This is a genomic window from Phyllobacterium pellucidum, assembly GCF_013327855.1.
Taxonomy (GTDB): Bacteria; Pseudomonadota; Alphaproteobacteria; order Rhizobiales; family Rhizobiaceae; genus Phyllobacterium; species Phyllobacterium pellucidum.
In genome coordinates this window covers 694,497-720,648 of the sequence record NZ_JABUMX010000002.1, presented here as the reverse complement: position 1 = coordinate 720,648, position 26,152 = coordinate 694,497, and the positions used below count along the sequence as shown (strand labels likewise).

The 26,152-nt window shown below is 58.3% G+C and carries 26 protein-coding genes and 1 tRNA gene; 11 read left to right on the top strand and 16 right to left on the bottom strand.

The genetic code is table 11. The features are described from left to right. Positions 1–6 precede the first annotated feature (6 nt). From srlA to ptsP, 4 genes are read left to right on the top strand one after another with little or no spacing between them, the layout of a single operon-like run. Positions 7–765, top strand: coding sequence for a PTS glucitol/sorbitol transporter subunit IIC (gene srlA / locus HQ945_RS11475; RefSeq protein WP_027231995.1), 759 nt, complete (start codon positions 7–9; stop codon positions 763–765). Between the two features lie 20 nt (positions 766–785). After that, positions 786–1,817 carry a PTS glucitol/sorbitol transporter subunit IIB gene (gene srlE / locus HQ945_RS11470; RefSeq protein WP_027231994.1) on the top strand — a complete coding sequence of 344 codons (1,032 nt, stop codon included), beginning with the start codon at positions 786–788 and terminating at the stop codon, positions 1,815–1,817. 30 nt (positions 1,818–1,847) lie between these two features. Continuing rightward, complete coding sequence (locus HQ945_RS11465) at positions 1,848–2,225, top strand: PTS glucitol/sorbitol transporter subunit IIA (protein WP_113282419.1); 378 nt, start codon at positions 1,848–1,850, stop codon at positions 2,223–2,225. A gap of 45 nt (positions 2,226–2,270) precedes the next feature. Continuing rightward, entirely contained in the window at positions 2,271–4,265 is a 1,995-nt protein-coding gene (gene ptsP, locus HQ945_RS11460) for a phosphoenolpyruvate--protein phosphotransferase (protein WP_113282418.1), read from the top strand. A gap of 8 nt (positions 4,266–4,273) precedes the next feature. On the opposite strand, the gene HQ945_RS11455 is transcribed toward ptsP, so the two are convergent. Continuing rightward, positions 4,274–5,026 (bottom strand): hypothetical protein, encoded by a 753-nt coding sequence (locus tag HQ945_RS11455; RefSeq protein ID WP_113282417.1) that lies wholly within the window; start codon positions 5,024–5,026, stop codon positions 4,274–4,276. 293 nt (positions 5,027–5,319) lie between these two features. On the opposite strand from HQ945_RS11455, the gene HQ945_RS11450 reads away from it, so the two are divergent. Then, positions 5,320–6,297, top strand: coding sequence for a sugar-binding transcriptional regulator (locus HQ945_RS11450; RefSeq protein ID WP_425500644.1), 978 nt, complete (start codon positions 5,320–5,322; stop codon positions 6,295–6,297). A 144-nt stretch (positions 6,298–6,441) separates the two neighbouring features. Beyond that, a tRNA-Ile gene (locus HQ945_RS11445) sits at positions 6,442–6,518 on the top strand. A gap of 797 nt (positions 6,519–7,315) precedes the next feature. On the opposite strand, the gene HQ945_RS11435 is transcribed toward HQ945_RS11445, so the two are convergent. From HQ945_RS11435 to HQ945_RS11425, 3 genes are all read right to left on the bottom strand, one after another. Then, complete coding sequence (locus HQ945_RS11435; protein ID WP_113282385.1) at positions 7,316–8,395, bottom strand: helix-turn-helix domain-containing protein; 1,080 nt, start codon at positions 8,393–8,395, stop codon at positions 7,316–7,318. A gap of 3 nt (positions 8,396–8,398) precedes the next feature. Beyond that, positions 8,399–9,013 carry a hypothetical protein gene (locus tag HQ945_RS11430; RefSeq protein WP_246272644.1) on the bottom strand — a complete coding sequence of 205 codons (615 nt, stop codon included), beginning with the start codon at positions 9,011–9,013 and terminating at the stop codon, positions 8,399–8,401. Between the two features lie 325 nt (positions 9,014–9,338). Then, positions 9,339–9,686: a DUF1344 domain-containing protein gene (locus tag HQ945_RS11425; protein WP_027231989.1), complete on the bottom strand. Its 348-nt coding sequence runs from the start codon at positions 9,684–9,686 to the stop codon at positions 9,339–9,341. Positions 9,687–10,088: 402 nt separating this feature from the next. Between HQ945_RS11425 and HQ945_RS11420 the strand changes: the two genes are divergently transcribed. The 3 genes from HQ945_RS11420 to HQ945_RS11410 all read left to right on the top strand — a co-directional run bounded on the left by HQ945_RS11420 (position 10,089) and on the right by HQ945_RS11410 (position 14,228). Continuing rightward, positions 10,089–11,540 carry a DUF1254 domain-containing protein gene (locus tag HQ945_RS11420; protein ID WP_246272643.1) on the top strand — a complete coding sequence of 484 codons (1,452 nt, stop codon included), beginning with the start codon at positions 10,089–10,091 and terminating at the stop codon, positions 11,538–11,540. Positions 11,541–11,658: 118 nt separating this feature from the next. After that, on the top strand, positions 11,659–13,116 hold the full coding sequence (locus HQ945_RS11415) for a DUF1254 domain-containing protein (RefSeq protein WP_113282396.1): 1,458 nt from the start codon (positions 11,659–11,661) through the stop codon (positions 13,114–13,116). 149 nt (positions 13,117–13,265) lie between these two features. Then, on the top strand, positions 13,266–14,228 hold the full coding sequence (locus HQ945_RS11410; protein ID WP_113282382.1) for a S1C family serine protease: 963 nt from the start codon (positions 13,266–13,268) through the stop codon (positions 14,226–14,228). 4 nt (positions 14,229–14,232) lie between these two features. Here the strand turns inward: HQ945_RS11410 and HQ945_RS11405 are convergent, their stop codons facing one another. The 10 genes from HQ945_RS11405 to HQ945_RS11365 form a co-directional block, all read right to left on the bottom strand. Further along, positions 14,233–14,640 carry a DUF2147 domain-containing protein gene (locus tag HQ945_RS11405; protein WP_246272641.1) on the bottom strand — a complete coding sequence of 136 codons (408 nt, stop codon included), beginning with the start codon at positions 14,638–14,640 and terminating at the stop codon, positions 14,233–14,235. 185 nt (positions 14,641–14,825) lie between these two features. After that, positions 14,826–15,683 (bottom strand): SDR family NAD(P)-dependent oxidoreductase, encoded by an 858-nt coding sequence (locus tag HQ945_RS11400; RefSeq protein ID WP_113282380.1) that lies wholly within the window; start codon positions 15,681–15,683, stop codon positions 14,826–14,828. 91 nt (positions 15,684–15,774) lie between these two features. Then, positions 15,775–16,557: a lipoamide acyltransferase component of branched-chain alpha-keto acid dehydrogenase complex gene (locus HQ945_RS11395; protein ID WP_113282379.1), complete on the bottom strand. Its 783-nt coding sequence runs from the start codon at positions 16,555–16,557 to the stop codon at positions 15,775–15,777. Positions 16,558–16,567: 10 nt separating this feature from the next. Beyond that, positions 16,568–17,155, bottom strand: coding sequence for a protein-S-isoprenylcysteine O-methyltransferase (locus HQ945_RS11390; protein WP_113282378.1), 588 nt, complete (start codon positions 17,153–17,155; stop codon positions 16,568–16,570). A gap of 119 nt (positions 17,156–17,274) precedes the next feature. Further along, positions 17,275–17,925 carry a hypothetical protein gene (locus HQ945_RS11385; RefSeq protein WP_113282377.1) on the bottom strand — a complete coding sequence of 217 codons (651 nt, stop codon included), beginning with the start codon at positions 17,923–17,925 and terminating at the stop codon, positions 17,275–17,277. Between the two features lie 159 nt (positions 17,926–18,084). Further along, complete coding sequence (locus HQ945_RS22875; protein ID WP_113282376.1) at positions 18,085–18,207, bottom strand: ABC transporter; 123 nt, start codon at positions 18,205–18,207, stop codon at positions 18,085–18,087. 217 nt (positions 18,208–18,424) lie between these two features. Then, positions 18,425–19,009, bottom strand: a complete 585-nt coding sequence (locus HQ945_RS11380; RefSeq protein WP_113282395.1) for a L,D-transpeptidase — start codon at positions 19,007–19,009, stop codon at positions 18,425–18,427. A gap of 124 nt (positions 19,010–19,133) precedes the next feature. Next, the gene (locus HQ945_RS11375; protein ID WP_113282375.1) at positions 19,134–20,483 is read right to left on the bottom strand and encodes a sensor histidine kinase; all 1,350 of its coding nucleotides are present in this window, start codon (positions 20,481–20,483) and stop codon (positions 19,134–19,136) included. Then, positions 20,480–21,142, bottom strand: a complete 663-nt coding sequence (locus tag HQ945_RS11370; protein WP_091923998.1) for a response regulator — start codon at positions 21,140–21,142, stop codon at positions 20,480–20,482. The genes HQ945_RS11375 and HQ945_RS11370 overlap by 4 nt, the downstream gene beginning before the upstream one ends. A 90-nt stretch (positions 21,143–21,232) precedes the next feature. Beyond that, the gene (locus tag HQ945_RS11365) at positions 21,233–22,873 is read right to left on the bottom strand and encodes a phosphoethanolamine transferase (protein ID WP_027231978.1); all 1,641 of its coding nucleotides are present in this window, start codon (positions 22,871–22,873) and stop codon (positions 21,233–21,235) included. A gap of 272 nt (positions 22,874–23,145) precedes the next feature. Here HQ945_RS11365 and HQ945_RS11360 point away from each other — a divergent pair, with 272 nt between their 5' ends. After that, positions 23,146–23,655 (top strand): arsenate-mycothiol transferase ArsC, encoded by a 510-nt coding sequence (locus HQ945_RS11360; protein WP_113282374.1) that lies wholly within the window; start codon positions 23,146–23,148, stop codon positions 23,653–23,655. Between the two features lie 15 nt (positions 23,656–23,670). Here HQ945_RS11360 and HQ945_RS11355 read toward each other — a convergent pair whose 3' ends face one another. Beyond that, positions 23,671–24,066, bottom strand: a complete 396-nt coding sequence (locus HQ945_RS11355) for a hypothetical protein (protein WP_027231976.1) — start codon at positions 24,064–24,066, stop codon at positions 23,671–23,673. A gap of 92 nt (positions 24,067–24,158) precedes the next feature. Then, complete coding sequence (locus HQ945_RS11350) at positions 24,159–25,556, bottom strand: PAS domain S-box protein (protein ID WP_113282373.1); 1,398 nt, start codon at positions 25,554–25,556, stop codon at positions 24,159–24,161. A 301-nt stretch (positions 25,557–25,857) separates the two neighbouring features. On the opposite strand from HQ945_RS11350, the gene HQ945_RS11345 reads away from it, so the two are divergent. Further along, positions 25,858–26,127, top strand: coding sequence for a hypothetical protein (locus tag HQ945_RS11345; protein ID WP_162737317.1), 270 nt, complete (start codon positions 25,858–25,860; stop codon positions 26,125–26,127). Positions 26,128–26,152: the final 25 nt, after the last annotated feature.

Sequence of the window (26,152 nt, the reverse complement as noted above, 5' to 3'; positions counted from 1 at the left end):
GGGAACATGTCAATTCTAACAATGTTGGCGCAACATGCCGACATCGCCGCGCACCACATTTCTGTGGCGGGGACGATGGTCTCGGACGCGGCGCTGCACGGCAAGCACGCCGTCGAGCATGCGGGCAACGACCTCGTCGTTCTCGCGCAGTCGACGGGCGATATCTCGGTCGAGCAGTTCAAGGACAGGCTCAAGAACGTCCAGCAGGAAGAGCAGCTTGGCTGGCTTGCCAATATCGGCAAATACTTCATCGGTATTTTCCAGAAGGGCGGCGAGGTCTTTGCCGGTTTCGTTACGGGCATCATTCCGACCCTGGTCGTGCTGATGACCGCCTTCTACGCGCTGACCGAACTCGTCGGCGAAGAACGGGTCCATGGTATCGCGCGCGGCGCGGGCAAGATTGCCCTGACCCGCTATACGGTTCTTCCGGTGCTTTCGGTCTTCTTCCTCACCAATCCGATGGCCTATACCTTCGGCTCGTTCCTCGAGGAAAAGTACAAGCCCGCATTCTACGACGCCGCGGTTTCTTACGTGCATCCGCCGCTGGGCCTCTTCCCCCATATCAATCCTGGTGAATATTTCGTCTGGGGCGGCATTCTCGTCGCGCTTCTCGAACTGGAGAAGAAGGGCGCGGTTCCCACGGGCTATCACATCAACGTTGCTATCTGGTACGCGCTTGTTGGTCTGATCGTCATCCTGCTCAAGGGCATGCTCACTGAGCGCATCACCGCCATTATGGCGCGTCGCCAGGGCATCGAGCTTTAATTCGGGGTGGGAGCAGGAAAATGTCAAAGACATACAAGGCAGTAAAGATTTCCAGGGGATCGAACGGCTGGGGTGGCCCGCTCGTCATCCAGCTGACGCCGCAACGCAACAAAGTGGTCTCGGTTACGGGTGGCGGCATTCATCCCGTTGCGCGTCGCATTGCCGAACTCACCGGTGGTGAAGCGGTCGACGGCTTCAAGGCACCGCCGGTCGAAGGCGAAATGGGCGTGGTCGTGGTCGATTGCGGCGGCACCGCCCGCTGCGGCGTCTATCCGCGCAAGCGCATCCCCACCGTCAACCTGACACCGGTCGGACAGGCAGGTCCGCTCGCCCAGTTCATCACGGAAGACATCTATGTCTCCGGTGTGAAGGAAGGCAATATCGAGCTCGCCGATGGTTCGCAGCCAGCCGCCGTTGCCGGTGCTGCCTCCACATCGGGACCGGCATCGCCGCCCACACCGGCCGAACTCGCCGCTTCGATGTCGAGCCGCACCGGTGCAAGCGAATCGAGCGAGGGTGGCCTGATCGGCTTCATCAGCACGATCGGCCGCGCCATGGGACGTGTCGTCGGCATTTTCTTCAATGCCGGTCGCCGCACCATCGACCAGGTCGTTCGCAACGTCCTGCCGTTCATGGCGTTCGTCACCATGCTCATCGGTCTCATTCTCTACACGGGCATCGGTGACATTCTTGCCCAGCCCATGGGACCGCTCGCCAACAACATCATCGGTCTTCTGATCATCTCCGCCATCTGCGGCCTGCCGTTCCTCTCGCCCATTCTCGGGCCGGGCGCGGTCATTGCGCAGGTGATCGGCGTGGCGATCATCGGTCCGCAGATCGCCAATGGCACGATTTCACCCGCCATGGCCCTGCCGGCGCTGTTTGCCTATAATACGCAGGTAGGCTGCGACTTCGTTCCCGTGGGTCTTGCCCTTGGTGAGGCCAAGCCTAAAACCATCGAAATCGGTGTGCCCGCGGTCTTGATCAGCCGTCAGATCATGGGTCCCGTCTCGGTGCTGATCGCCTGGGTTGTCAGCCTGATCGTATTCTAAGATCGACCAACAGAAGACGAGGTTCGCCATATGTCAGTCCTATTGAAAACACGGGTAACAGCCGTTGGGCCTGAGGTGGCGGACCTCGCGGAAGGAGGCGTCGTCATACTGTTTGCCGATGGCGCGCCGCCCGAACTCGCCGAAGTTTCGATTCTGCACAGTGTCGAGACGCCGCCCTCCGAAGAGACGCCACCCGTAGGTGCGCCCATCAGAATCGGCAATGTCTCCGCCACCATCACCGGCATCGGCGACTATGCCTGGCAGAAGGTGAAGGATATCGGGCACGTCGTTATTACATTCAACGGATCGGACCGGGTCGAGCGACCTGGCGAGATCTGTGCTTCGGAAATCGATACGGAAGAACTGGTTTCAGCCCTGACAGTCGGTACGACGATTACCATCGGGTAATTGCAAGGGCCCGACCACAAACGAGTAACAGAGAGATACGAACGAATGGAACGCTCGACGATCGTCAGAGTGCATGACGGACTGCATGCACGGCCAGCCACCCGCTTTGTCAAGCTTGCAAAGAGTTTCGAGGCGGACATAGAGCTCGTCAAGGCGGAGAAATCGGTCAGCGCCAAGAGTTCGGTCAAGTTGATGCTGCTCGGCGTCAAGGAAAACGAGGAGGTGACCGTTCGTGCGACCGGTGCCGATGCGATCGAAGCGATCGAAGCGCTGATCGGCTACCTCGAAAACCCCTTATCGGGTACGGGAGAGGAGGGCGCAGCGCCTGCCGAGGCGACGCCGGTGGACGTTGCCCCGCGCAAGGAACCGGTTGCCGCTCCCGCTCCCGTCTCCATCCAGGGCGGAATTCGCGGCGTTGCTGCCAGCGAAGGCTTTGCCATCGGTCCCGCCTTCGGCTTTTTCCCGCAGGAGATCAAGCAGGAAAACCGGATGCTGGGCCACGACGAAATTCCCGCCGAGGCGGCGCGGCTGCGGCAGGCCTTTGCCACGGTTCAGGAGCGCATGGACCGCTCGCTCGCTGCATCCAATCTCGCCGAAAGCGACCGCGGCATCATCGCCGCGCTCAAGGACATTGCCAGCGATGAAGAATTGACCGAGGCAGCCGCGGCCCTCGTCGCTGGCGGTATCGATGCCGTCTCGGCGGCGATCGGCGCGACGTCGAAGATCGCCGACGATTTTGCTGCCATGGACGATCCCTATCTTAACGCCCGCGCCGACGACGTGAATGCGGTTGGCCGTCAAATCTGCCTGGCGCTTCTCGGCCAGGATGACGCCAATCTCGAAGCAATTCCGGAGGGCGCCATTCTTATCGCCGAAGATATTGGTGCCTGGGATCTTGCGCGTGCCCCGCTCAAGCGTATTGCCGGCGTGATCTGCGGTCATGGCGGCGCGACGTCGCATGTCGCGATCATTGCCCGCGCTCATGGCATTCCCGCCGTTCTTGGCCTTGGCCACGCCGTGCACGAGCTCGAAACCGTGAACACAGTCGCGCTCGACGCCAATAGTGGATTGGTTTTCGCCAACCCCGATGAAGCGACCGCCAGGCGGTTCCACGACGAGATTGCCAAGGCTGAGGCCGTGAAGCAATCATTGAAGGCCTACAAGGACATAACGCCGAAGCGCGCCGACGGTACTGTCATCGAGATCGCGGCCAATCTCGGCTCGCTCGAGGAAATAGAAGCCGCGCAGGAAGCCGGAGCGATGGGCGTCGGCCTCTTCCGCACCGAGCTACTGTTCATGCGCCATATCCATCTGCCGTCCGAAGACCTCCAGGCGGAAACCTATGCCACCCTCGCCAAGGCCTTCGCGCCCTATCCGGTGATCGTGCGCACGCTCGATATCGGCGGCGACAAGCCCATTTCAGGGATCGATTTTCCCGTCGAGGAGAATCCCTTCCTCGGTTGGCGCGGCATCCGCATGTGCCTCGATCGCCCGGACGTGTTCAAGCCGCAGCTGCGTGCGCTGCTTAGGGCGGCTGTTCATGGCAATATCAAGGTAATGCTGCCGATGGTTTCGGGTGTCGACGAGGTGCGCGCGACGCGCCTTCTGATTGACGAGTGCGCGGCAGAACTCAAGGCCGAAGGCAGGGACCACGCCGCTTTCGATCTCGGCATCATGGTCGAGACGCCTGCAGCAGTCCTCGTGGCGCCGATGCTGGCCAGCGAGGTTGCATTCTTTTCCATCGGCACCAATGATCTGACGCAATATATCATGGCCGCCGACCGGCTTAACCCGACGGTGGCGAAGCTCAACGACGTCACTCACCCGGCGGTCATGGCCGCGATCGCGCTTACGGCCAAAGCGGCAGTGGAGGCCGGGATCATGGTCGGCATGTGCGGCGAGGCGGCCGGGCGCGCCGATCTTATTCCGGCTTTCGTCGACATGGGCCTGACCGAGCTCAGCATGAGCCCGTCTTCGATCCAGCGTGCTAAGAAGTGCGTGCTCGATCTTGGAGCGGCGCCTGACCAGCATTTTCCGTAAGTACAGGCTTACGGAAGATGCGGCATGAGAAACGCATAAAGGCTCGACAGGGCCGGTTCGGGGTTGCCAGATGCAATGGCCACGCCAAACTTCTCCTGCCGCGCCTGCAAAGCAAGGAGGGTGCTTTCGACCAGTTTTTCGTCACAGGGCTCCACTTCGACATAGGTCGCAACACCTATGGCGAGCGCGATTGCGGCAAAGCACAGATATTGCGTGAGCCGGTCGGGCTTGGCGGCAACATGCGCCGGAAAGGCAGTGGGAGCGGCATCATATTGGCTCTGCAGTTCGACGGTCATCACGGCGCAGGCAGCGGCAATTTCCGCAAGTCCGCCCTCGCGCGCGGCAAGCAGCAGATGCGCATGGCGGCGGCTCATCGCCGCGTGGACGGCGGCGAACGTCGCCTCGTGAATAAGCGGATTGTCCGAGCCCAATATGCTGAAGATACGCTTGGTCAGGTAATAGACATCGCGCCGGAACAGCGCCTCGCCCTTGCCAACACCGGCCGGAAAATATGCATCAAGACTGCGGGCTTCGATCGTCGCCGTGTGCGCCGCGGGATCCTGCGAGACCAGAGAAATGGATATCGTTTCGGCCGTGGTGAACGCCTTGTCCATGACGCGGGCGGCCTGGCCGAACAACATATCCGGCAGGTCCTGCGCATGCGGCTTCGCATCGAGTCGGCTCGACCGGATCAGGTGGCGTACGTCCCGCAACCGGTCTTTCAGGTTGACGACGATATCGCTCGATATATCACGAATCATGATCGCAGCCTCTGCTCGCACGTGGATAAGAGTTCCTATCCGTTTTTGATGCCTTGCTAAATGACATTCTAGCGCATAACCCCAAAATCTGTATCGATTTTTGGCAAGCACTATGCGCAGATTCAAGGTGTTATGCCGCGCTTCGGCTTAAAAAGCGGCAATGGGGCGCTTATGTAGAGAAGGCAGATTTCTGCCGCGGAAGCGGCAGGGCAATCGCAGGATAAACAGGGGGACGAGTGGCCGATCGACGCAAACGAACAAATGGTGCGCCTGCGAACCCCCAGAAGGCGCCGGTGGACTTCGGGCAGCCCGACACCAAGATCAGCCGGATGCGCATGCGCGCCGCCTGGATGTACTATATCGAGCAGATGACGCAAAACGAGATTGCCGAAATTCTCGGCGTCGGGCGCGTCACCATCGTGCGCATGCTGGCCGAAGCGCGTGCCCGCAACGAAGTCAAGATCGGCATTCAAGGCTATCTTTCCGATTTGATTTCGCTGGAGCGACAGGTCGAGAAGCAGTTTGGCCTTGAACGCGTCATCATCGCGCCGCTGTCCCATCCCGACAATGACCCGATCCCGTCGATTGCGGCGGCTACAGGCGACTATTTGTCGGGCGTCGTTGCCAATGGCATGCGGGTAGGCGTCGGTTGGGGACGCACGCTCCTCAACACGCTGTCCTACCTCGAAGCCAAGGCGCTCGAAGATTTCACGGTCATCTCGCTGCTGGGCGGCATCAGCCAGCCGCGCCGCTTCAACCCGGCGGAATTCGCCTGGCAGTTTGCCCAGCTTTTTCAAGGCGATGGCTATCTTATTCCGGCCCCCGCCATGGTTGACAGCATCGAAACCAAGACAGCCCTTATCGAGCGCTGCGGGCTAAAGAACGTCTTCGAAATGGCCGAGGATGTGGACCTTGTGCTCCTCAGCGTCGGCGCCATCGAAACGGCATCGAGCACGCCCTATCACATCGGCTTTCTCAACGCAGGCCACCAGGCCTCGCTCGCCGAGCGCGGTGCGGTGGGCGACTTGCTGTTTCATTTCTATAACAAGGAAGGCAAGCTCGTCGATCATCCGATCCATGATCTCGTCATGTCGGTCGGCATCGATACGGTGCAGCGAGTGCCGGTGCGGGTGCTGACCTCCGGCGGCAAGGAGAAGGTGAGGGCGCTTTATGGCGCGATGGCGCTCATTCGCCCGACGGTGTTCATCACCGACGAAGAGAGTGCGCGGCGGCTTTTAGTTTTGGCCGAACAGGAGCAGCAGAAGCGCTGAGCCGCAGACCCTATGGCATTTTCCGGGGAATTTTGTGTTGCGCCATGGACTTAAGATCTTTCGGGGATTGCATTGTCAATTTTTCCCGTTATTGATCGCGGGACCGAACGCCGGTATTGCCCGGCTCGTTCGTATTTTCAGGTGGGGCCTGTAGCTCAATTGGTTAGAGCCGGCGGCTCATAACCGCTTGGTTGGGGGTTCGAGTCCCTCCGGGCCCACCAAAGTCTTTGAAATCATTACACAAAAACCGGCTGGGCCCACGGCGGGCCCACGCCCCGGGCCCACAGCGTCCGAAGCGGGCCAACAAGAAGCGGATGATGGTCGACGTCGCCAACGCCATCAACGCCCGCGAGGACAAGCGCGATCAGATGCGTCGCCGTGGCAATCTCAGGATCGTTTCCTGAGCCCACGGGGGCGTGGGCCCACACGGAACGTGGCGGGAACACCGTCACTTTGGCCCCACGAAAAGCCCAATGATTTCAAGGATCGGGACCTGCCCTCCGGGCCCACCATTTTCCTCTAAACCCTCTGAAATAAAAGAGCTCCTGCATTCTTAAGGTGTTGTTGAGGTCCGATCTACGATTTGTTGCAACAATCGGGGAACGGACAAGATGGCAAAAAATACCTGGCTTGATGAGGCGGGGCGGCTCATTTGTGTACCGCGCAAACGTGCCAGGAGACCTTCATGCGTTTACGGCACTCAACGCAAGCGATGGCGTACCCTGAAGGCGACCACAGAATCAGAAGCGAAAAGAGAGGCGCATAAGGTCGCTCTGGAGTTTTGGAGTTCAACCGACGTTGGTAACGGCGCGGCGATACAGAATCGCCGCGCTAGTCAAAAAACACACAAATGCTGTCCTCGACCGTGAGGAAGCCCGCGGGGGGCACTATTCAACCTCTACCTCGAAAACGCACGGGATTTTAGACGCCGCGTCTATAACGTCATTGAATGCGGGAATCTTCTCGACCAACCATTTCACGGCCAATGAAATCAGTAGGAATTCGCCCCGCGTCACTGTTATGTGACAATTCGCAAACGGGGCCTGCTTGGCCCCTCTGAATGAAAGTCGCCATACATGCCGACGAAGTCCCTAACAAACACCCGCGACATCTGGAGAAGTTCATCTGGTTTGAAGCCAAGGTCACTGAGATGTGCTTTTATGATCGTCGGCAGCACAGTTGGAGGGTCGTGAGGAAAGTCTAAGCTTGCTGGTTCCCTCGTGCGCCACCCTCTCATACTGATCTGTTGCCATAGGTATCGAGCTTGGTTGTCCGAAACGGCTTTCTGAGTTTGAGCGCTCATAAGAAGGCTCTGCATCGAGACTTTCCATTCTTTCTTCATGGATGCTAGCAACTCGAGTGTCACACGCCTGCCAGAAAACGCTTCCTTCATATCTTCCGGCGGCAACAAAAATGCTGATGCAAAGCGATTGGCTTCTTCTTCCATCTCGGGTGTTGGAAATCGATGCATAACGAGATGGCCTAGTTCGTGCGCCAACGTGAAACGCAGGCGATCCGCTGGATGGTCCCGATTGATCAGGACAATGGGTGGACGCCCGGGTACAGCAAAGGTAACCCCGCTCACCCCAGCTCCGTGAAAATTACTGTCCGCTACGATAACACCGGCTTGCTCGATAATGCGGGTCAAATTTTTAATGGGACCGCGTGGCAGCTTCCAATGCGTACGAACAATTGCCGCAACTTTTTCAGGCGATTCGTATCGTTCGATGTCCAAGCTTGGGACGGACAAAACCGCGTTGAAGTCCACATTTTCCAAAAAGACACGCAGATGCATAAGTCGGACGTTTAGCTCTGCGGTGATCATATCAATGTCCCGCGCAGATACATCGGCCTTGCCACGGAGCATAGCGTGAACGCTTACCGGCGGGCCATAAACGGTATCCGTAATAGCGAAGAAGTCGACTGGGACATCGAATGTTTGTGCTGCCCGGGCGACAAGATCCACGTCAGGTTCGATAAGGCCATTCTCAAGCCGTGAAAGCACGGTTTGAGCAATACCCAAATCTTCAGAACTTTTCTTTTGCGTGTAGCCCCGCAATTGCCTTGCGAGGCGCAGTAGATCACCAAATGCGGCCATAACTTATTCGCTTTCGCGTTCGGACTTTCGAGGTTTAACCACGACCAGCGGAGAGAAACCACCGAGTCGGGAACCATCGGGGAACGGCAATACGCCAGAACCAGCACTCTCGCTAGCGTCATCGTCGATGCTGTAAGACCAAAGCGAGGCGTTACCGTCTCGCGCCACAACTAGGACCTCTTCAATTCCCGTGCCGATATCGTTGGCGGACCATACAATCTCAACCTTCGCAGCCTCTGGTGGAAATCCCGGAAGAGTTTGCTGCGGATCAAGATAATCCAACACGGCTTGCGTAGGGATGTTCTTGCCAAGGTGATCATCATCCCCTTTCTTGAAACGCACAATCACCTTACCGGCAAAGATAAACTTGACTGTCTGCGTCTCTTGGCGGATGCGCACGGTCTTATCGCGACTGAAGGTTTTCTGGGCGTTGCGAGCGATGGCGTCGAAGACATAATTTGCCATAGTCCGGGAATACAGCACCGGACTGTAACCGCTCCTTGCGCGGAAATCCGAGACACGCTGCCACTCATCGTATCCGTCTGCGACAACCTGCTTGAGCTGACTGTGATAGGGTGACAAAGCCGATTTTACATCTTCCTGGGACATGCTGGTCATTGGCAACGAATCTCCACGTGGTCGCTGCTGTAGTATCATCACATTTTTTGTAATTTCAACAAAAATTATTCAAATTCAATTCAGCGTTGCCCGTGCTGGTGATCGTTGGGCTATCCACCGCTCCGTTGAATTCGTAATTCGCTTGATTCTAGCTACAAAACCTCGCTACAAAAAGAGCGAATACGGAACCTTAAACGCTTGATTCCGAAGTAATTTTTGATTGTCCCTCCGGGCCCACCATTTTCTTCCCGTCCAAACACTCCCAGATCGACCGGTGGCCGTTGGCCTCTTGGCCTCCGACCACCGCTCAACCCTTATCCATTGATCAGTGAACCACCACCATCTTCGCGGCGTGGAATTCATCCGATTCACCATTGCCGAAGGACGTATTATAGGGGTCTTGGCCCTTCCAGGTGATGCGCACCTTCTCGCCGGCGGCGATGCCGCGGAAATCGGCATTTGCGGGCAACTGGTACTTCGTACCCGTCGTCAGCTGCACCGTCCTTGATTGCGGACTGACCCATTCGATCGTCCCCGTCGTGCTGAACATATCGGGGCTGTGCATGGCCCTAACCGATTTCACCGTGGAGGTGTAGGTGCGTTGTCCCTGGGCTGAGGCTAGGCCTGTCGTCAATGCCAGCGCAGAGATTACCAGAAGCAATTTCTTCATCATTTATCTCCTCCTGATCTATGCCGGACGAGACCGAGAAGAGCCTTTGCCAATTGTTCAAGACAAGGACCCGTTTCGTCCCGTCCCCATACCGGCACCCACCGTGCCGGTTAGCGGACGTTACGCCCTAAAACGTCATGAAAACAATGAATTACGTGTAATGTTGTTCAACTTCTCTTGAGCAAAATATGACCGAAGTTCACGGTCCGATGAGGCTGTCTGCCGGAGCGTGCATGCGGGGCGCAAATGCGCTTTTGCAGCATTTTGTTACTGTTACGTACTTTGGTTATCGTCGCGGATCGTTAGGTTTGGCATGTTATCTGCGCCGGTTTCGGCGCGGACAGGAAACGTTGGAAAAAGGGTAGCAAGATGCAGGTTTCAACCAGGTCTATTTCATTACGCACTTTGATTTTAGCTTCATCGATTGCAGTCTTTCCGGTCTCCTCCTTCGCCCAGTCGCCGGCTGTTCCGGAGATCAGCAAGGAAATCCCCAAGGGCCCGATATCCGGCACGACCCTTCCGAAAGCCTACGTGCGGGACATGGCTCGCATCGCCTATCTCTGGGGCTGGCCGATGGTCAACATGCACAATCGCCAGATGGTATTTTCCAAGGTGCCGGAGAATGGCCTTGGCGATGGCATCCTGCCTGTCGGGCCGATCGGCCGCGTGACGATGCTGACCGATTACATCAAGCCCGAGGAACGCGGCGTCGCCACGCCCAACCAGGACGTCGTCTACGGTTTCGGCATCTTTGCGCTTGAAAAGGAACCGATCGTCTTTCAGGTGCCGGATTTCGGCGACCGCTTCTGGGTCTACCAGCTCGGAAACCAACGCACCGACACCATCGGCGGCATGGGCAAGCTCTATGGCAGCAAGCCCGGCTTCTACATGATCGTCGGGCCGGAATGGAAAGGCGACGTGCCGTCAGGAATTTCCGGTGTCTTCCGCTCGCCGACGAATCTCGCCTACATCATTCCGCGCGCATTTCTCGATGACACCAAGGAAGATCGTGCCGCGATCCAGCCCCTCATCAGCCAGATCATGACCTATCCGCTCAGCGAATTCGACGGCAAGATGAAGACCAAGGACTGGAGCAAGATACCGGTGCTTGCCGATCCTGCCGGCGGCAAGGCGGGAGCCGGTGGCGAGACGCAGTGGGTCAAGCCCGAGCTCTTCTTCGAGGAGTTGCCGCTGATCCTCAAGGAAGTGCCGCCGCAGCCCGGCGAAGAAGCGCTTTACGCCTGGTTCGGTTCGCTGCTCGAGGCCGCGTCGAAGAATCCGGAGGTGGCAGCCACGCTGAAGGAAACCGCCATCGAGACCGAAAAGGAATTGATGAAGCAGATCCACAGCTATTCCTATGCCGGCGTGCCGGTTGGCAATGACTGGGTCGCGCCGATGAACGGCGCCGAGTTCGGTACCGACTACTTCAGCCGCGCTGCGGCTGCCAAGGCCAATATCTTCGTCAATCCCCGGCGCGAATCTGCCTATTTCGGCCAGGAATATGATTCGCAGAAGAAACGTCTCAACGGCGAGCATGCCTACACCGTTACCTTCCCTAAGGGTCAGCTTCCGCCCGTTGACGGGTTCTGGTCACTGACGCTCTACGATGCCGAGCACTTCTTCGCACCCAATGAGATCAACCGCTTCTCGCTCGGCACCAAGAACAAGGATCTCGTCTATGGCGAAGATGGTTCGCTGACGATCTATGTCCAGCATGGCAAGCCCGCAGGCGACAAGGCTGCCAATTGGTTGCCGGCGCCGAAGGGCGATTTCGAACTCTTTATCCGTGCCTATTCGCCGAAGGCCGAAATCATGGACAATAGCTGGTCGCCGCCACCGGTGCTCAAGGCAAAATGAATTTGAAGACAGGACTATGATTACAACATCGCCGGACAAGAACATATTGAACGGCATAATTTGAGGTACGACCATGGTTTCAAAACAGGGCCTACATTGGATATCCCGCCGCAACCTCATGCTCGGCGGCGGCGCGCTCGCGGCGCTGCAGGCGCTGCCGCAAACGGCGGAAGCAGAGGTTGTTTCCCCCCTCGTCGAACAGCTCGATCACGGCGCCTGGCCGAGTGACGCAACGGTCAAGAAGCTCTACGAGGATCTGCTCACGCAGCGTGCCATCCAGTCCTACATGCTCACTTTGCCGACACTCAATGTCATCGGCATGCGCGATGGTTCGGAGGCGACCTTCGGCAAAGGTTATAACGTGCTGCCGATCTGGAAGGATCGCATGAACGCCAAGACGCTGGTGCCGACGCCGAACTGCGACGTCGTCTATTCGATGAGCTATCTCAACCTGAAGGAGACGGGTCCGCTCGTCGTCTACGCGCCGCCGAACGTCATCGGCATGTTCACGGATTTCTTCCAGCGCACCTTGACCGATGTCGGTGCGGCGGGACCGGACAAGGCCGGGGGCGGCCTCTATCTGCTCCTGCCGCCAGATTACAATGACCAGGTTCCGGGAGGCTATTTCGCCTTCCGCTCGCGCACGTACAATGTGTTCCTGTTCTTCCGCACGGTGCTTGCGCCTGGCCCTGATGGTCCGGACACGACCGTTGCGGTGGCGACGGCCGAGAGAACCCGGGTCTATCCGCTCTACAGCCTCGAGCGCAACCGTCCGCGCATGGAGTTTCCGAATGCGTCGCCGGTACGCGTCAACATGATGTATCCGACCGATTTCGCCTATTGGGAAAAACTGAAGGCCTTTATCGATTACGAGCCGGCCGAAAGCCTCGATCCGGTCACGCGCGGTATGCTCGCAAGCATCGGCATCATCAAGGGCCAGCCCTTCGCGCCGGATGCAAGGCGCAAGGAAATATTGACCAATGCGGTCGAGACCGCCGCCCGCACGATTTTCGCGCTGCGCATCACGCCTGAAGGGCTCCCCAATGCGCCCTACTACTCGGACCGGCATTATGTGAATGGCTGGGGCGGCGTCGATGACGCCTTCTTCGGCTCAAGCTATCAATCGCTCGATAGCCGCGCCGCCTATTTCCAGGCGGCCTATTCCTCGGCGCCGGCCATGGTGGCGGATATTGTCGGGCTCGGCTCGAAATATCCGATCGCGTTCCGCGACGAGAAGGGCGAGCTTTTGGAGGGTAGCCGCAGTTATCGCCTGCGGCTGCCACCGAAGATCCCGGCGCATCTCTATTGGGCGGTGACAGTCTATAACCCGCACGATGGTACCATGCCAGAAACGAGCCAGGCCTTTCCGTCGCGCAACCAGTTCGACAAGGTGGAGACCAATCCCGATGGGTCGGTCGAACTCTATCTTGGACCGACGAAACCGGCGCAGGCGCCGGAACGCAACTGGATCCAGACCCTGGAAAAGCGTGCGTTTCTTGTCGCCGTGCGGCTCTACGGGACGGACCAGACGTTCTACGACCAGACGTGGAAGCCTGACGATCTGGTTCCGTTGTAAGGCGGGCGAGCCGCGCGGATATCCAAACCTTGAACGTTCCGTGCGGCCTCTCCATTTATTGGATTACAACGATGCCTTGACGGGTCCATCCGATGCGATGGATCCGCTGGCGGCAGGGGCGATGGTCGCCGCTGCGCGAGGATCCAATAATGGGTTACATAGACAAGGACATTGCGCCCGTCGATGACGGCGCGCTGACGGATGCATATTCACAATCGATAGCGCGGGCGGTCGATATTGTCGGGCCTGCGGTCAATCGCATCGAGCGTATCGGCGGCCGCGCCGGCCATGGTTCGGGCTTTGCCATTTCGCCTGACGGGCTGATCATCACCAATAATCACGTCGTCGGCGATAGCGGGCACGTGCGTATCACGCGGCCGGACGGGTTCGTCACCGAGGGCACCGTGCTCGGCAGCGACGTCGACACGGATATCGCGCTGATTCGGGCCAATACGAGCGGCGAAGCCTGGGCGCGCCTTGGCAATTCGAAGCTGCTGCGCCGGGGCCATATTGCGATTGCCATCGGCAATCCGCTCGGCTTTGAATGGACGGTGACGGCCGGCATTGTATCGGCGCTGGGCCGGTCGATGCGAGCTGCAAGCGGAAGGCTGATGGATGACGTCATCCAGACGGATGCTGCGCTCAATCCCGGCAATTCCGGTGGGCCGCTGGTTTCGTCACAGGGTGAGGTAATCGGGGTGAATACGGCGGTTATTCAGGGCGCACAGAGCATTGCCTTTGCCGTCGCCTCGAATACCGCAAACTTCGTGGTGTCGGAGATACTTCGCTATGGACGCGTCAGGCGCGCCTATATCGGCATAGCCGGCGATACGATCGAACTGCCGCGAAGGATTGCGCTTGAGGCGGGGACGAGCCTCGCAACGTCGGTGCGCATCCGGCGCATCGAGCCCGCAGGGCCCGCCGAACTCGGCGGGCTCAAGGAAGGCGATTTCGTTCTCGCGATCGACGGCAAGCCTGTCGGCGGCGTCGATGACATCGTCCGCCTGATGCATGGCGAGACGATCGGCAGAGAGACCGAGGTGCTGATCTTTACCGTCGCTGGCCGCCTGGAAAAGCGCACTCTGGTGCCGGTTGTCCGTAACGGCGGCTGAAGTGCTAGTCGCGACGCCAGGTAGCTGACTTGCAGATGAGGCCACCCAGAACGCAGCCGGAAAGTTCCACAGCGTTGCCGGCAACCCTTGCCTTGCCTGAATAGGTCTTGCCGGTTTCCGGATCGTAGAGCGTTCCGGCATAGGTTCCGGGGCCGGTGGCTTTCATCGACACGGCCTGCAGGCCGACAACCGGGCGGTCACGCTTGGACGCGTCAGGGTTATTGATGTCGTTGACCGGCTGGTTCATCCACACGATCGTCCCGCAAACGCCGCTATTGCAGTCGCTGATCTTCACTTTCGTGCGGCCGGTTTCATTCACATAGGTCCCTGCGATCTCCTGTGCTTCGGCCATCGCTGCAGTCGTCAGCGCACCGGCCAGGAGAAGGGTGCAAAGGGCTTGTCTTGCGTTCAACAAGGGTCTCTCCAGTCCAAAAATTGTCATGTGAAGCGCGTTGAATGACGCGCACTCTGTTTTCGTGTTGAGTCAGCCGTTACACTAGAATTTCGGCAAGAATGGGCACGGCAACGCGAAAATCTATTCGCGGGCTAACTTTATTGTCGCAGGGGAAATGCGGCCTTGGTCGCCGGTTTCGGCCGCTATTTATGGCGTGCGCCGTGGCATTTCTTGTATTTCTTGCCCGATCCGCAGGGGCATGGATCGTTGCCGCTGCGCTGCAGGCGGGCAATCAGCGGCAAGAGCAAGCTCGCAGGCAATAGCCTTGCCGCATAGACGGCAAGCTTGGCCGACAGCCCCGGAATGACGATCCGACGACCCGACCTGAAGCCGCGCCACGCCTGTTCGGCGACGTATTGGGCGTCGAGCATGGGCAGGAGCGTGAAGATCGAGGCATGTCTCGCCCCGGCCGTTGCGTAAAATTCCGTCGATACCGGACCAGGCGCAAGGCACATGACGGTGACGCCGGACCGGCGCACTTCCTGATGCACCGCCTGCGAGAACGATCGCACGAAACCCTTGCTGGCATAATACAGCGCCATGTAGGGCCCGGCCGTGAAGCTTGCCACGGAACTCAGATTGATCACGCCGCCACGCTTGCGGGCCACCATCTGCGGCAGGAAATACAGGGTAAGCTCGGTGAGGGCGCGAATGTTGAGGTCGACGATACCGAGTTGATCGTCCATGGGAAGACCAATCGCTGCGCCGCGCAGGCCGTAACCGGCGCTGTTGACGAGCACATCGCAATAAAGCCCGTTCCTCGCGAGGAATTCCGCAACCTGCGTGGTCGAGTCGTGGGCGAGCACGTCCAACGCCAGGGTGAAGGGTTCGCCGCCCGCATCGCGCACCTCTGCCGCGGCCGCGTTCAATCCCTCGATCGAACGCGCAGTGAGGACAACCGGTCCGCCATCGCGGGCGGCCACGCGCGCTATGGCGCGACCTATGCCGCCAGACGCCCCGATGACGACAACGGCGGGTCTAAAATCTGCCTGTGAATTCATGTCATTGCCCGCGAAACCACCCTTGGGGCAGCTTCGGCACCTTCCCAACTCATTCTTTTCATCGCTTCATCGAGAAGCCAGCGCGTCGATGTCACTGGCTTCGGTCCTCCCGCAGTACTTTAACGACGCCACCCTGCGCAAGCTGCTTTACCTCGTCAGCCACAGCCCCGTTGAGGATGGCTTCGAACCGCTCGAGCGCGCGGGCGACGTTGGCTCCGTCCATGACCCGGTGGTCGTAATGAATACGCACGGTCACCGATCCATCCTCGCCGATCAGGCCGTAGTTGAAGATCGTCGTCAGGGGAGTCAGCGGATTGAGCGATTCGGCGCCGAGGCCGGAATAGACGGAGAGTTGAAACGTGCCAAAGTAATTCGGCCGCTGCCGGCCGATATTAAGACCCAGCCACATCATCGGCCAGCGGATAAGGCCCGGCAAACGTGCAATCTTCAAGGCACGACGAAACTCCTTGACTTCAAGCACCGGCCGCGAGCGCACGTCCCTGATCGAGGCGTCGAGCTCGGGGATCGAGCGGTGCTCCGGGTCCTTGATCCGGCTGAGCAGGACCGCCTGTTCGCCATTATAGTCGCGCTCATGCGCAATGGATGCGACGCTGACCGGATATTCATAAAGTTGCGGCCATGGCAATTTGACATAGGCGCGGCGCAGGTCCGGCGTTTCCTGCGACAGAAGCGCATAACCCTTCAGGAAAAGAACGGTCCAGGAAGGCTTGACGCTTTGCGACATCCTTGCCCGCAACAGCGGACCAAGGTTCATCTGTCGCTGTACGGTCACCCTTGGTACAGCGATCGAGAACCGCATGAGGTCGTTGACCAGGCGCCGGGGCGCTGAAAGCTTGAGGGCTCGGCCTCGCATATTGTGACCTCTAATAGAGATAAGGGATAAGTCGCTTCGTCCTTTCCATGTAGTCGCGGTATTCTGGGCCGAAATTCTCCAGCATCATACGCTCTTCCTTGGTTACCCTCAGAAAAAACAGGATCGAAAAGCCAACGAGGCCGGCAAGGCCCGCAACCCAGTTCCCCAGCAGGAACGCCTGGCCAAGCGCGATGAGAAGGAACGACGTATACATGGGGTGGCGGACGAAAGCATAGGGCCCCGATGAGACGAGCTTGTGCTTTTCGCGTATCTCCAGCGTGATCGACCAGTTGCGACCGAGCTCCTTGTGCGACCTGCGGAACACCCACAATGCGAGCAGCATTGTGATCGCTCCAAGCACGATCGCGAAGGCGTAGGGGCTATAATCGGCGGATTTGGGAATGCCGGTCGCTACGTAGAAGCCGGGGACGATGGCAAGGCCAAAGAATGCGATGCCAAGCCCCATCCTGTCGGTGAGGGTGCGCGCATTGCGCGTGACTTGAACCCGCCGCGCACGGCGCTCGAACGGATAGCGGATCACGTACCAGGCAACGATGCCGAGCACCCATATGATCTCGCCGATTGAGGCAATGGACATGTTCACGCTAGGTCACTGGCGCCTTTTCTGCGATCCCGGCCAACATAAGCCGCACGAATGGCAACAGCCACGACTTTTGTGGGCCGCGAGACCCTGGAACAATGCGCTCCTCTCAAAATCTAACCTGCCGGTCCTGTATATCCGACGGCATTAGGTCCGCCGTTCATCTCGCGCAGCCGCGTCACGAACTGTTGGGGGCGTAGCCAGATGCCGGGCGTCTTGTAACCCATCGACCGGGCGATTTCACCAACGAATGCGTTGCAGTTATACACTGTCGCTTGCCAGTAATGGGAGCGCTTTTGCAGATCGTGTATAAACGCAACCACCTTGGTGTATTCGGCCTCGCTCAGCGTGACACGCCAGCTTGCGGACCTGTATCTGTCGTCAAGGTCGCCATCGCTCGCCCCGGTTTCCGCCGGCACGGGAATATAGTGGCCAAGCACATAGGGAACGGCACTGTTGGAGGCCGGATGAAGGCCTGCAACCTCGCGATCAAGCACGCGTCCCGACTTGTCGAGCCGCCCGAAGATAACGTAGGTGTGACCGTAGCTAAGTGCGTAACGAGAACGGAACTCGATATAATAAGGCCCTTGGGCCTGCGGTAACGTTCGTGTTGTAGTGCCCTGGGCCGACGTGGAAGGCGGAGCACCCACGGAACCCGTATTATTATAGGACACGACATTCGGCTTAATTGCAGCATCCGGCGCACATCCTGCTACTGCGACAGCAAACAGAACCGCAACCGACAGACGACCACTGTACAGCGTCATATCTTTCCTGAACTCCGAAGAGCGTAGGCATGAAGGCAAAACATGCCTGCTATAATTCTATGTAAGACCGCCTGGAACCGTGAGACGCGTTCAGCCCGAATCACGTGCCGATGGGGAAAGAATCGCGTGAAACTTCCCCCATGCGGACGAGCGAATCAATTACTTGGTAATTACAGCCGGAGCTGGCTCAGGCGGCGGGGCTTTGCCCTTACCGATTGACCCGCAGGCACTCAAACTGGCGACCGTCATCACGGCAACTGCAGTGATCAGAATTCTCTTCATGTGACAATCCTTTCTCCTCAAAGGCGAGTAGGCCAACAATGTCATGCTACCATAAATAGTAATGAACGCTAGGGTAAGGTGCCGGAATCACTGGCATAGTGTCCGATTTGCCACATCAGGGTTAATTTGCCGATTGTCGACATTCCGCAGCATTTGGGACCGCGAAGCATGCAGTCCCAAACATATGCTGTCCATGTCAGAACCCTGATGGAAGCCGCTAGATGATCAGTACCGGCGTACCAACGGGCGTGGCATCGTAGAGATACTCAACGTCCTCATTGGTCAATCTTATGCACCCGTTCGAAACGGCCTGTCCGATCAACCACGGCTCGTTGGTCCCGTGCACGCGGAAGAGCGTGTCCTTGCCGTTCTGGTAGAGATAGAGGGCACGCGAGCCGAGCGGGTTTTCGGGGCCGCCGGGAACACCGCCAGCATATTGGGCGAGGCGCGGCTTGCGCTGGATCATGCTGGCCGTCGGCGTCCATGAGGGCCACTCCTGCTTGCGGCCCACCTCTGCCCGTCCCTTGAGGGTGAGCCCTTCCTGGCCGACGGCAATGCCGTAGCGCATTGCAGATCCGTCGCCCTCGACAGCATAGAGGTAGCGCTCATCCGTATTGATGACCAGCGAACCTGGCGCTTCGCCTCCCGTATAAGCAACGCGCTGGCGCCGGAGACGGGGCTCGAGATAGTAGGAGCCGCCTCCGCCGACCGGGTAGGCAAAGGAAATGGGTGCGCAACCCGTAGCCATCAGTGCCAGGCCGGACATTAACAGTCCCCGGCGAGCAATCTTCACATCGTTCATGTCCACCTGCTTCGAAAGGAGTCGACGCCACTTCTGCAACCTAGCATTCCAGAAACGGGCGGCAAAGTCACCTTGGTTGTGGCTGATAAGAATAGCCGGCTCCTGATGCTGAGAATCAACAGGTCTAGCCAACTTCCTCCCTGTCGCCATTGAAGGTCAGAACCGCTTCGAACCCGTCGCTGCGACCCGTTGCCGGCGACAACAGGTTCAAGGTCGCGTTCATCTGTGCTGCGAGAGCGATAACGATAGCAAGGCCAAGCCCTGAACCGCGGGAGGTTTCGCCGCGACTGAAGCGCTTCTGGATTCGCACAATCTCTTCCTTGCCCAATATGGGGCTGCCATTGGCAATGCGAATCTTGCCGCCCCTTTCGAGATGCACAAGCACAGGCTCGTTCTGATTTCCATGATGAAGCGCGTTTTCGATCAGGTTGCGCAGCGCGATGGCAAAGATATCCTCGTTTATCCGGCGCTTGAGCTTAGCGCCCGCGTCGCGCACATAGTTGATGCGATCTGGCGCTATGCTTGCGCGCTGGAAATCACCGACCACCACGTCAAGGACCTTTGCGAGATCAACCACCTCGTCCGCGGAGCCAAGCCCCGCCTCGGCCCGGGCCAGCTGCATGAGCTTTTCGACAAGTCCGCTCAACTCCTGGAGCGACTGTTCGATGTGCACGGTGCGTGATTTGGCTTCTTCGCTACGAACGTGTTTCTTCAAGAGCTGCGTCTGCGCGAGTGCGCCGGCGAGGGGGGTTCGCAGTTCGTGCGCGCTGTTGGCGGTAAATTCCCGTTCGGCCGCGAGTGTGGAACGCAATCGCGCCAGCAGCCGGTTAACGGAATGGACGATCGGCTGCAGTTCGCGGGGGAGGGCGATCGAAGCAATGGGAGCAAGGTTGCCGCCATCCTTGCTGGCGATGGCCTCGCGCAACTCGTTGACTGGCCGCAACGACAGGCGAACGACCAACCAGACGACGAATATGCCGACCGGAATAAGCACGAGGAGAGGAAGCAACAGGGCAAGCCCGCCCTCGATCGCTGCTTCTTCGCGATGCGCATTGTCATCCGCGACCTGAACGAAAATCGTGTCGTTGACTGCTTGCACGGTATAGAAGCGAGATGCGTCGTTTTCCCAGAATCCTCGCTTGAGCGGGGCCGCAAATGGCGTGGGTGGAATGTCCTCCGAGTGCAGAATCACCCCCCCCTCCGCGTCCCTGACCTGGTAGGTGAGATAACTCGACTCTGGAGACGCCGTCAGATTCTGCAAGCGCCTCGGCACGGTGGTGGTTTTGCTCTGAAGAATATCATCGACGACAAGGGGCGTCAGTCTTTCCGCGGTTTCCTTCAAGGAACTGTCGAATATTTCACCGAATTCATCCTGCATGACGAGGACCCCGGCCGTTACCGCAATGAGCCAGAACGCGATGAGCGTAGCCGTAAGGGACAAGATCAGGCGGCGCGTCATGCCATAGCGTTTCATGTGCGACCTTCAATCCGGTAGCCGACGCCCCGCACAGTTGCCACATATTGCCGCCCGAGCTTCTTGCGCAGGCGGCTGATATAGACTTCGACGGTATTGCTTTCGATTTCCCAGCCGAACGCATAGAGCGTTTCTTCGATCTGCGCTTTTGAAACGATGGCGCCAATGCGGGCAAGCAGCCGTTCGAGCACCGCCCATTCCCGCCCTGAAAGCGTAATCTCCTGGTTGGCCGAGGTCACCCTGCGGTCGGCGATGTGAATGTGCAGCGAGCCGAGCCGTATGACCTCGTCGGGGCGTCCGGAATGGCGCCGCGCCACGGCATGCATGCGCGCCGTCAATTCATCGAGATTGAAGGGTTTGACGAGATAGTCGTCTGCGCCGGCGTTGAGTCCGCGGATACGCTCGGAAATCTGGTCGTGCGCCGTAAGGATTATCACCGGCGTCGCGTCGCCGTTGGCCCTGAGCTCTGTCAGGAAATCGACCCCGTTCCCGTCCGGTAGTCTGATGTCCAGGAGCACGAGATCGTAGTTCGTTACGCGCATCGACACCTTTGCGTCTTCCAGATGCTGCATCCAGTCGACGGCGTGATTGCCGTGCATCACGTGGTCGCGCACGGCCGCCCCGAGAGTCGCGTCGTCTTCAACAAGAAGGACCCGCAAATGCCTCATTCCCTTCTGCGATTTTTCCTGCTCACAGGATCGACCGCGCGGGAAACCTTTTCAAGTCAAGTTTTGGGCTGCTGCCCTCGGTCAACTCGTTCCGCTGCGACAGGGGGCGAGCGTATCGAGGTCGTTGTCATGGACCGACGTCTCGACATGCATCATCCCGAGCACCGTGTGGAAGAGGTTGTCGTGCGATTGCTTCTTCACCGCCTCGCTCTGCAAGCACGCGCCGTCGATCTGCGCCTTCTCGTCCTTGCCGAGCCACAATACGTAGGGAACATGGGTCTGCTGTGACGGCGCGACGATATAGGGCGCGCCGTGCAAATAGAGGCCGAACTCGCCGGTCGATTCGCCATGGTCGGACATGTAGATCATGGACGGTGAAATTTGTGTCTCCCGCGACTTGAGCCGGTCGATCACTGTGGACAGCAAATGATCGGTGTAAAGGATTGAGTTGTCATAGGCATTGATGATTTCTTCGCGCGAGCATGTGGCAAATTCGGCGGTCCTGCAGTCCGGCGTGAAGCGCCGGAACTCATCCGGATAGCGGAGATAGTAGGCGGGGCCGTGGCTGCCCAACTGGTGCATGACGAGCACCGAGTCGGTCTTGACGCTGTCGAGCCACGCATCGAGGCGGTCGAGGAAGATCGCGTCGAGGCATTCGCCGCCCTTGCAGAATTTCGGATCATCCGACTTGAACAATTGTTGGGATTTGATGCGGGCCGCCACGCCCTTGTCGCCCGTATTATTGTCCCACCATTCGACATTGATGCCCGCGTGCGTCAGTACGTCGACAAGGTTCTCGTTCTCGATGCCCTTCTGATGCGTATATTCCTTGCGGGTAAATTGCGAGAACATGCAGGGCAGCGAAACCGACGTAATCGTGCCACAGCTCGACGTATCGCTGAAATAGGTGATGTCCTGCCTGGCGAGTTCCGGATTGGTATCTGGGCCATAGCCGCCAAGCGAAAAGCTCTCGGCGCGCGCGGTTTCGCCGGCAATGACTATGGTGACGCGCGGCTTGCGCGTGCCGGCGGCCGGCCCAACCACGTGCGCGTCCTGGCCAAGCGGCTTGACAATAATGTTGTTGTCCTTGGTTTCCCGGATGGCAAGCTTCACGGTGTTCACGATCGGGGCGAGCGGATTGAGCGTTCCGAACCAATCCCGGTGTTCACGTATCAGCGACATGTAGGTGCTGGCATTGATCAGGGCCGCGACGCCCAGAACGAGGAGCGCAGGCACGATGACCGCAAGGTTCCACTTCAATTTCTGAAGATAGGGTCGATGTACAATACGCGGCCAGGCGATGATTGCCGAGGGGATCAACGCACATGTGATCATATGAACGACAAACGGAATGTTCAGAAAATGGCCGGCCTCCGCATTGGTGGTATCCACGGCGCTTTGCAGCATTTCGACGTCAATTATGACGCCGTAGTGATCCATGAACCAGGCGCCAAGCGCGCTGACGACCACGAAGAAGATCAGGGCAGGCTTGATGACGAACTTGACCGAGAAGGCGAGAAAGAGCGCTACATATCCACAAGCGATGCCAACGACCAGAAATGCGAGGGCGGCCGGCTGACCGTGCAAATAGGCAGCCGATTTCTCCCAGAACGTCCAGTTCGCGGACGCGAGAATAAACACCGCGGTTATGATAGTGAGCGGAACGCTTCCGATTTTCGGACGTGCAAGACGTCTGTCGAATTGACGCGTTGTAACTGACAAGGTGAACTACCCCGCACTCCTGGTTGATGCGCGAGCCGGTTCTGTCCAGGCTCTTCGAAAGGAGGGGCATTCACTGGTTTCCTGACACCAACCTGAACGCAGCAATTAAAAAACCGCGGCGTTGAACCGTTGTCCGATCCGATCAGGCGGTTTGGGGGGCTACAAACATGGCTCCGGTGACGTGCGATCGCAGCGCTGGCCGTTGTTGAACGGCTGTCACATTACTGCAGCATGATACGCACTACGCGCATTTTATTTGGAGAGAGTGAGCGATGGGCGACGATAAAGTATTTCATGTCTTGTTTCTTTCGCATCGCGATTCGGTCAGGGGCGTCGTTGCCGAGACACTGCTCAACCGGCTGGGCAAGCCGCATTTCGTCGCCTACAGCGCCGGAACGGATCCTGATGTCGAAATAAACCCTGAAGCGCGCGAATTGCTCGAGCAGACGGGCTTTTCGGTCGAGGGCCTGCGTCCCAAGCATTATAGCGAGTTTGGGCTGGAAGGAGCCCGTGAACTCGATTTCGTTTTCACCCTGCATGATGGCGCCCATGGCGAAGCCATGCCCGAATGGCCGGGCGTCCCCGTGACTGCGCACTGGGAATGCCCGGACCCGCTCCTGTCCGAGGACGAACCCTGGGAGCGCAAGCAGGCGTTCAGCCGCATGATGAGCGAACTCGACCGGCGCCTGAAGATATTCGTCAATCTTCCGCTTGCGTCACTGGATCGGCTCAGCATCCAGCATCATGTCGATGAGATCGGCAAATCCGTCGGACCGGCCTGAGCCGATCCGACTTTCTCAAGCGCGGGCCTGGCGGACCGCCACGCTCTCGCGCGAGAACATCACGACCGCGAAGATCAGGACACCGAGGAAAGTAACCATCGAACCTATCCCGACCAACGGCTCAAGCTGCATGTTGCCACGCTCCATGAAGTAAAGCGACGGCAGCATCACGATAAGGCCGAGCATGTAAACGGCATAATGGACGAAGGCCAATCGCTTGGCTGCCTTGGCCGGATTGAGTGCGTAGTAACCGCCGAAAATGGCGCTCGTGACCCATCCGAGCAGGTTGATGTGGGCGTGGGCCGCGATCACCGTGTGATTGCCCGACATTCCCATCTGCAGGCCGGCGGCTATGCCAATCAGCAACCAGATGACGGCAGACTTGAAGAAGAGTTGAGAAATATTCGGCATTGTAGTCCCCCATTTTTGTGCAGCGGAGGATACACGCGCCCACAACCTCTTTCCAGCGTGCCGACCTAATCAAAAGGGGTGAAGACGCCTGGTTAGACGGAAGCTGCCCGGATATTCTCCATGGGCGCACGCACTGTCCAGACAATGCGATTGACGGACTGTTCGAGCATGCCTTCGCCGCCCAGCGACAAGGGCGTTATCCGCTCGAGTACCGTCTTGCCAAAGCCGCGCGTGCGGCCGAGCTTGACCGGTGGCCCGCCTGTTTCGGTCCAGGCGAGGTAGAAGGTCTTGCCCTCGTCGCCAACGAACCAGTCCACATTGATCTCACCGGTTTCCGATGAGAAGACGCCGTATTTCGCAGAATTCGTCGCCAGTTCGTGGAATGCAATCCCGAGATACTGGACGGCGTTGGGTTGCAGAACCATGGACGGTCCGGTCATGGTAAGCCGATTTTCGTCGCCGAAAGGCTTGATCTGCTCAAGCAAAAGATCGGAAAGCGTCGCTCCGCGCCACGTCGCGTGAACCAACAAATCGTGAGACCGGGCAAGTGCCATGATCCGCTCGCGGATCTGCTGTTCGAATTCGACGACATCGGTGGTCCGGCTGCTGGTTTCGCGGATCATCGAAAGAATGACGGCGTACTGATTTTTGACGCGGTGATTTACCTCCCGCATCAACATCAAAATCCGCTCTTCGCTCTCCTTCTTGTCGGTAATATCGCGGGCGATTTTCGATGCACCGACCACGCGTCCGGAAGCGTTTTTTACAGGTGATACAGTGAGTGAGACATGGATGCGCGTGCCGTCCTTGCGCTGCCGGACTGTCTCATAGTGATCGATCCTCTGGCCGTTGCGTACGCGCTCTACAATGCCGGGTTCTTCGTATAGCCGATCGGGCGGGATAACTGTCGTGATAGATCGGCCGATCATGTCTTCGGCGGTGTAGCCGAATATCCTCTCGGCCGCCTTGTTCCACGTCGTGACCATGCCCGAAAGATCCTTGCTGATAATCGCATCGTCGGACGATTCAACAATAGCGGCGAGGCGTTCGGCCATCGCTTCATCACGTCTCTGTTCAGTGATATCGCGCAACATATTGAGCGCGCCGACAATCTCCCCTTGCTTGTTGCGCAGCAGCACAGGGAACGGCATGAAAGCGATGCGGCTTCCATCGGGCCTCTCGGCGATGGCATCGACGTCGCGCACCTCGCACTCCTCGCGCAAGGTAGTCGCCAAGGGGCATTCATCGTGCTGCATTGCCGTTCCATCCGGCCAATACAGGCGGAGCGCTCCAGACCAGCGTTCCTTGCCGATTTCAGGCATGCGGCCCCAAAGTTCCGCCGCCGCCTTGTTATAGAATGTAAGGATGCCGGACTTGTCCGTCGTATACACGGCCACCGGCAACTCCATGATGATCGAGTCCCGGCTGTAGCTGTCCAATCCGTGCAGTGCTTCGAGAGAAGCCGCAAAATTGCTTTGTGGAATGTCCACGATTTCCCCAATTCAACATTATGTCTCGTCGCGAAAGCGCATGCTGGAGAGCAGACTTCCGGTCAATCGCGCACATTAAACTATTTATGGTTGCATTGGTTCCATCAATCGTACCGATTAAAATGGTTTATCGCACGTCTGGAGGGCAGCGAAATCGGTCGAGATTCAAATGCGCCGCGGCCTACAAAGCCATACGGGCCAAGTCTCCAAGGAAACCTGACCCGCACAAATTTGTTAGGCGCAATCGACTTGCGCCGCAACGAAAGCCAACCGGACGTTATCCGGAGATCAAATCGCGAGGATGATCGCTGCAACTGCCAAAGCGCCGAACAGGCAGATAGAGCAGGTCATCCAATTGGCGATATCGCCGTTTTCCTTTGTATGCCGCAACATCATCGCCCTGTATCCTCCTGAGCAAAACCGGTTAACCGGCCCGTTCTCAAAAAAATCACGAACAACCACCGCTGATTTTGGCTTCCAGCTTGTATTTCAAATTGTCATGATCATTGCTCAAACCGGCGTGGCAGAAGGCTTAATTCCGTCATTCCGGTCTCAACGTTTCGGATTATAGCGCTTTCAATCTAGGCGTTCAATTT

What these genes read in the sequence shown, in the direction of transcription:
- srlA (WP_027231995.1), top strand. Translation starts at nt 7, where the DNA reads ATGTCAATTCTAACAATGTTGGCGCAACATGCCGACATCGCCGCGCAC.
- srlE (WP_027231994.1), top strand. Translation starts at nt 786, where the DNA reads ATGTCAAAGACATACAAGGCAGTAAAGATTTCCAGGGGATCGAACGGC.
- HQ945_RS11465 (WP_113282419.1), top strand. Translation starts at nt 1,848, where the DNA reads ATGTCAGTCCTATTGAAAACACGGGTAACAGCCGTTGGGCCTGAGGTG.
- ptsP (WP_113282418.1), top strand. Translation starts at nt 2,271, where the DNA reads ATGGAACGCTCGACGATCGTCAGAGTGCATGACGGACTGCATGCACGG.
- HQ945_RS11455 (WP_113282417.1), bottom strand. Translation starts at nt 5,026, where the DNA reads ATGATTCGTGATATATCGAGCGATATCGTCGTCAACCTGAAAGACCGG.
- HQ945_RS11435 (WP_113282385.1), bottom strand. Translation starts at nt 8,395, where the DNA reads ATGGCCGCATTTGGTGATCTACTGCGCCTCGCAAGGCAATTGCGGGGC.
- HQ945_RS11430 (WP_246272644.1), bottom strand. Translation starts at nt 9,013, where the DNA reads ATGACCAGCATGTCCCAGGAAGATGTAAAATCGGCTTTGTCACCCTAT.
- HQ945_RS11425 (WP_027231989.1), bottom strand. Translation starts at nt 9,686, where the DNA reads ATGATGAAGAAATTGCTTCTGGTAATCTCTGCGCTGGCATTGACGACA.
- HQ945_RS11415 (WP_113282396.1), top strand. Translation starts at nt 11,659, where the DNA reads ATGCTCGGCGGCGGCGCGCTCGCGGCGCTGCAGGCGCTGCCGCAAACG.
- HQ945_RS11410 (WP_113282382.1), top strand. Translation starts at nt 13,266, where the DNA reads ATGGGTTACATAGACAAGGACATTGCGCCCGTCGATGACGGCGCGCTG.
- HQ945_RS11400 (WP_113282380.1), bottom strand. Translation starts at nt 15,683, where the DNA reads ATGAATTCACAGGCAGATTTTAGACCCGCCGTTGTCGTCATCGGGGCG.
- HQ945_RS11395 (WP_113282379.1), bottom strand. Translation starts at nt 16,557, where the DNA reads ATGCGAGGCCGAGCCCTCAAGCTTTCAGCGCCCCGGCGCCTGGTCAAC.
- HQ945_RS11390 (WP_113282378.1), bottom strand. Translation starts at nt 17,155, where the DNA reads ATGTCCATTGCCTCAATCGGCGAGATCATATGGGTGCTCGGCATCGTT.
- HQ945_RS11385 (WP_113282377.1), bottom strand. Translation starts at nt 17,925, where the DNA reads ATGACGCTGTACAGTGGTCGTCTGTCGGTTGCGGTTCTGTTTGCTGTC.
- HQ945_RS22875 (WP_113282376.1), bottom strand. Translation starts at nt 18,207, where the DNA reads ATGAAGAGAATTCTGATCACTGCAGTTGCCGTGATGACGGTCGCCAGT.
- HQ945_RS11380 (WP_113282395.1), bottom strand. Translation starts at nt 19,009, where the DNA reads ATGAACGATGTGAAGATTGCTCGCCGGGGACTGTTAATGTCCGGCCTG.
- HQ945_RS11375 (WP_113282375.1), bottom strand. Translation starts at nt 20,483, where the DNA reads ATGAAACGCTATGGCATGACGCGCCGCCTGATCTTGTCCCTTACGGCT.
- HQ945_RS11360 (WP_113282374.1), top strand. Translation starts at nt 23,146, where the DNA reads ATGGGCGACGATAAAGTATTTCATGTCTTGTTTCTTTCGCATCGCGAT.
- HQ945_RS11355 (WP_027231976.1), bottom strand. Translation starts at nt 24,066, where the DNA reads ATGCCGAATATTTCTCAACTCTTCTTCAAGTCTGCCGTCATCTGGTTG.
- HQ945_RS11345 (WP_162737317.1), top strand. Translation starts at nt 25,858, where the DNA reads ATGATCGCTGCAACTGCCAAAGCGCCGAACAGGCAGATAGAGCAGGTC.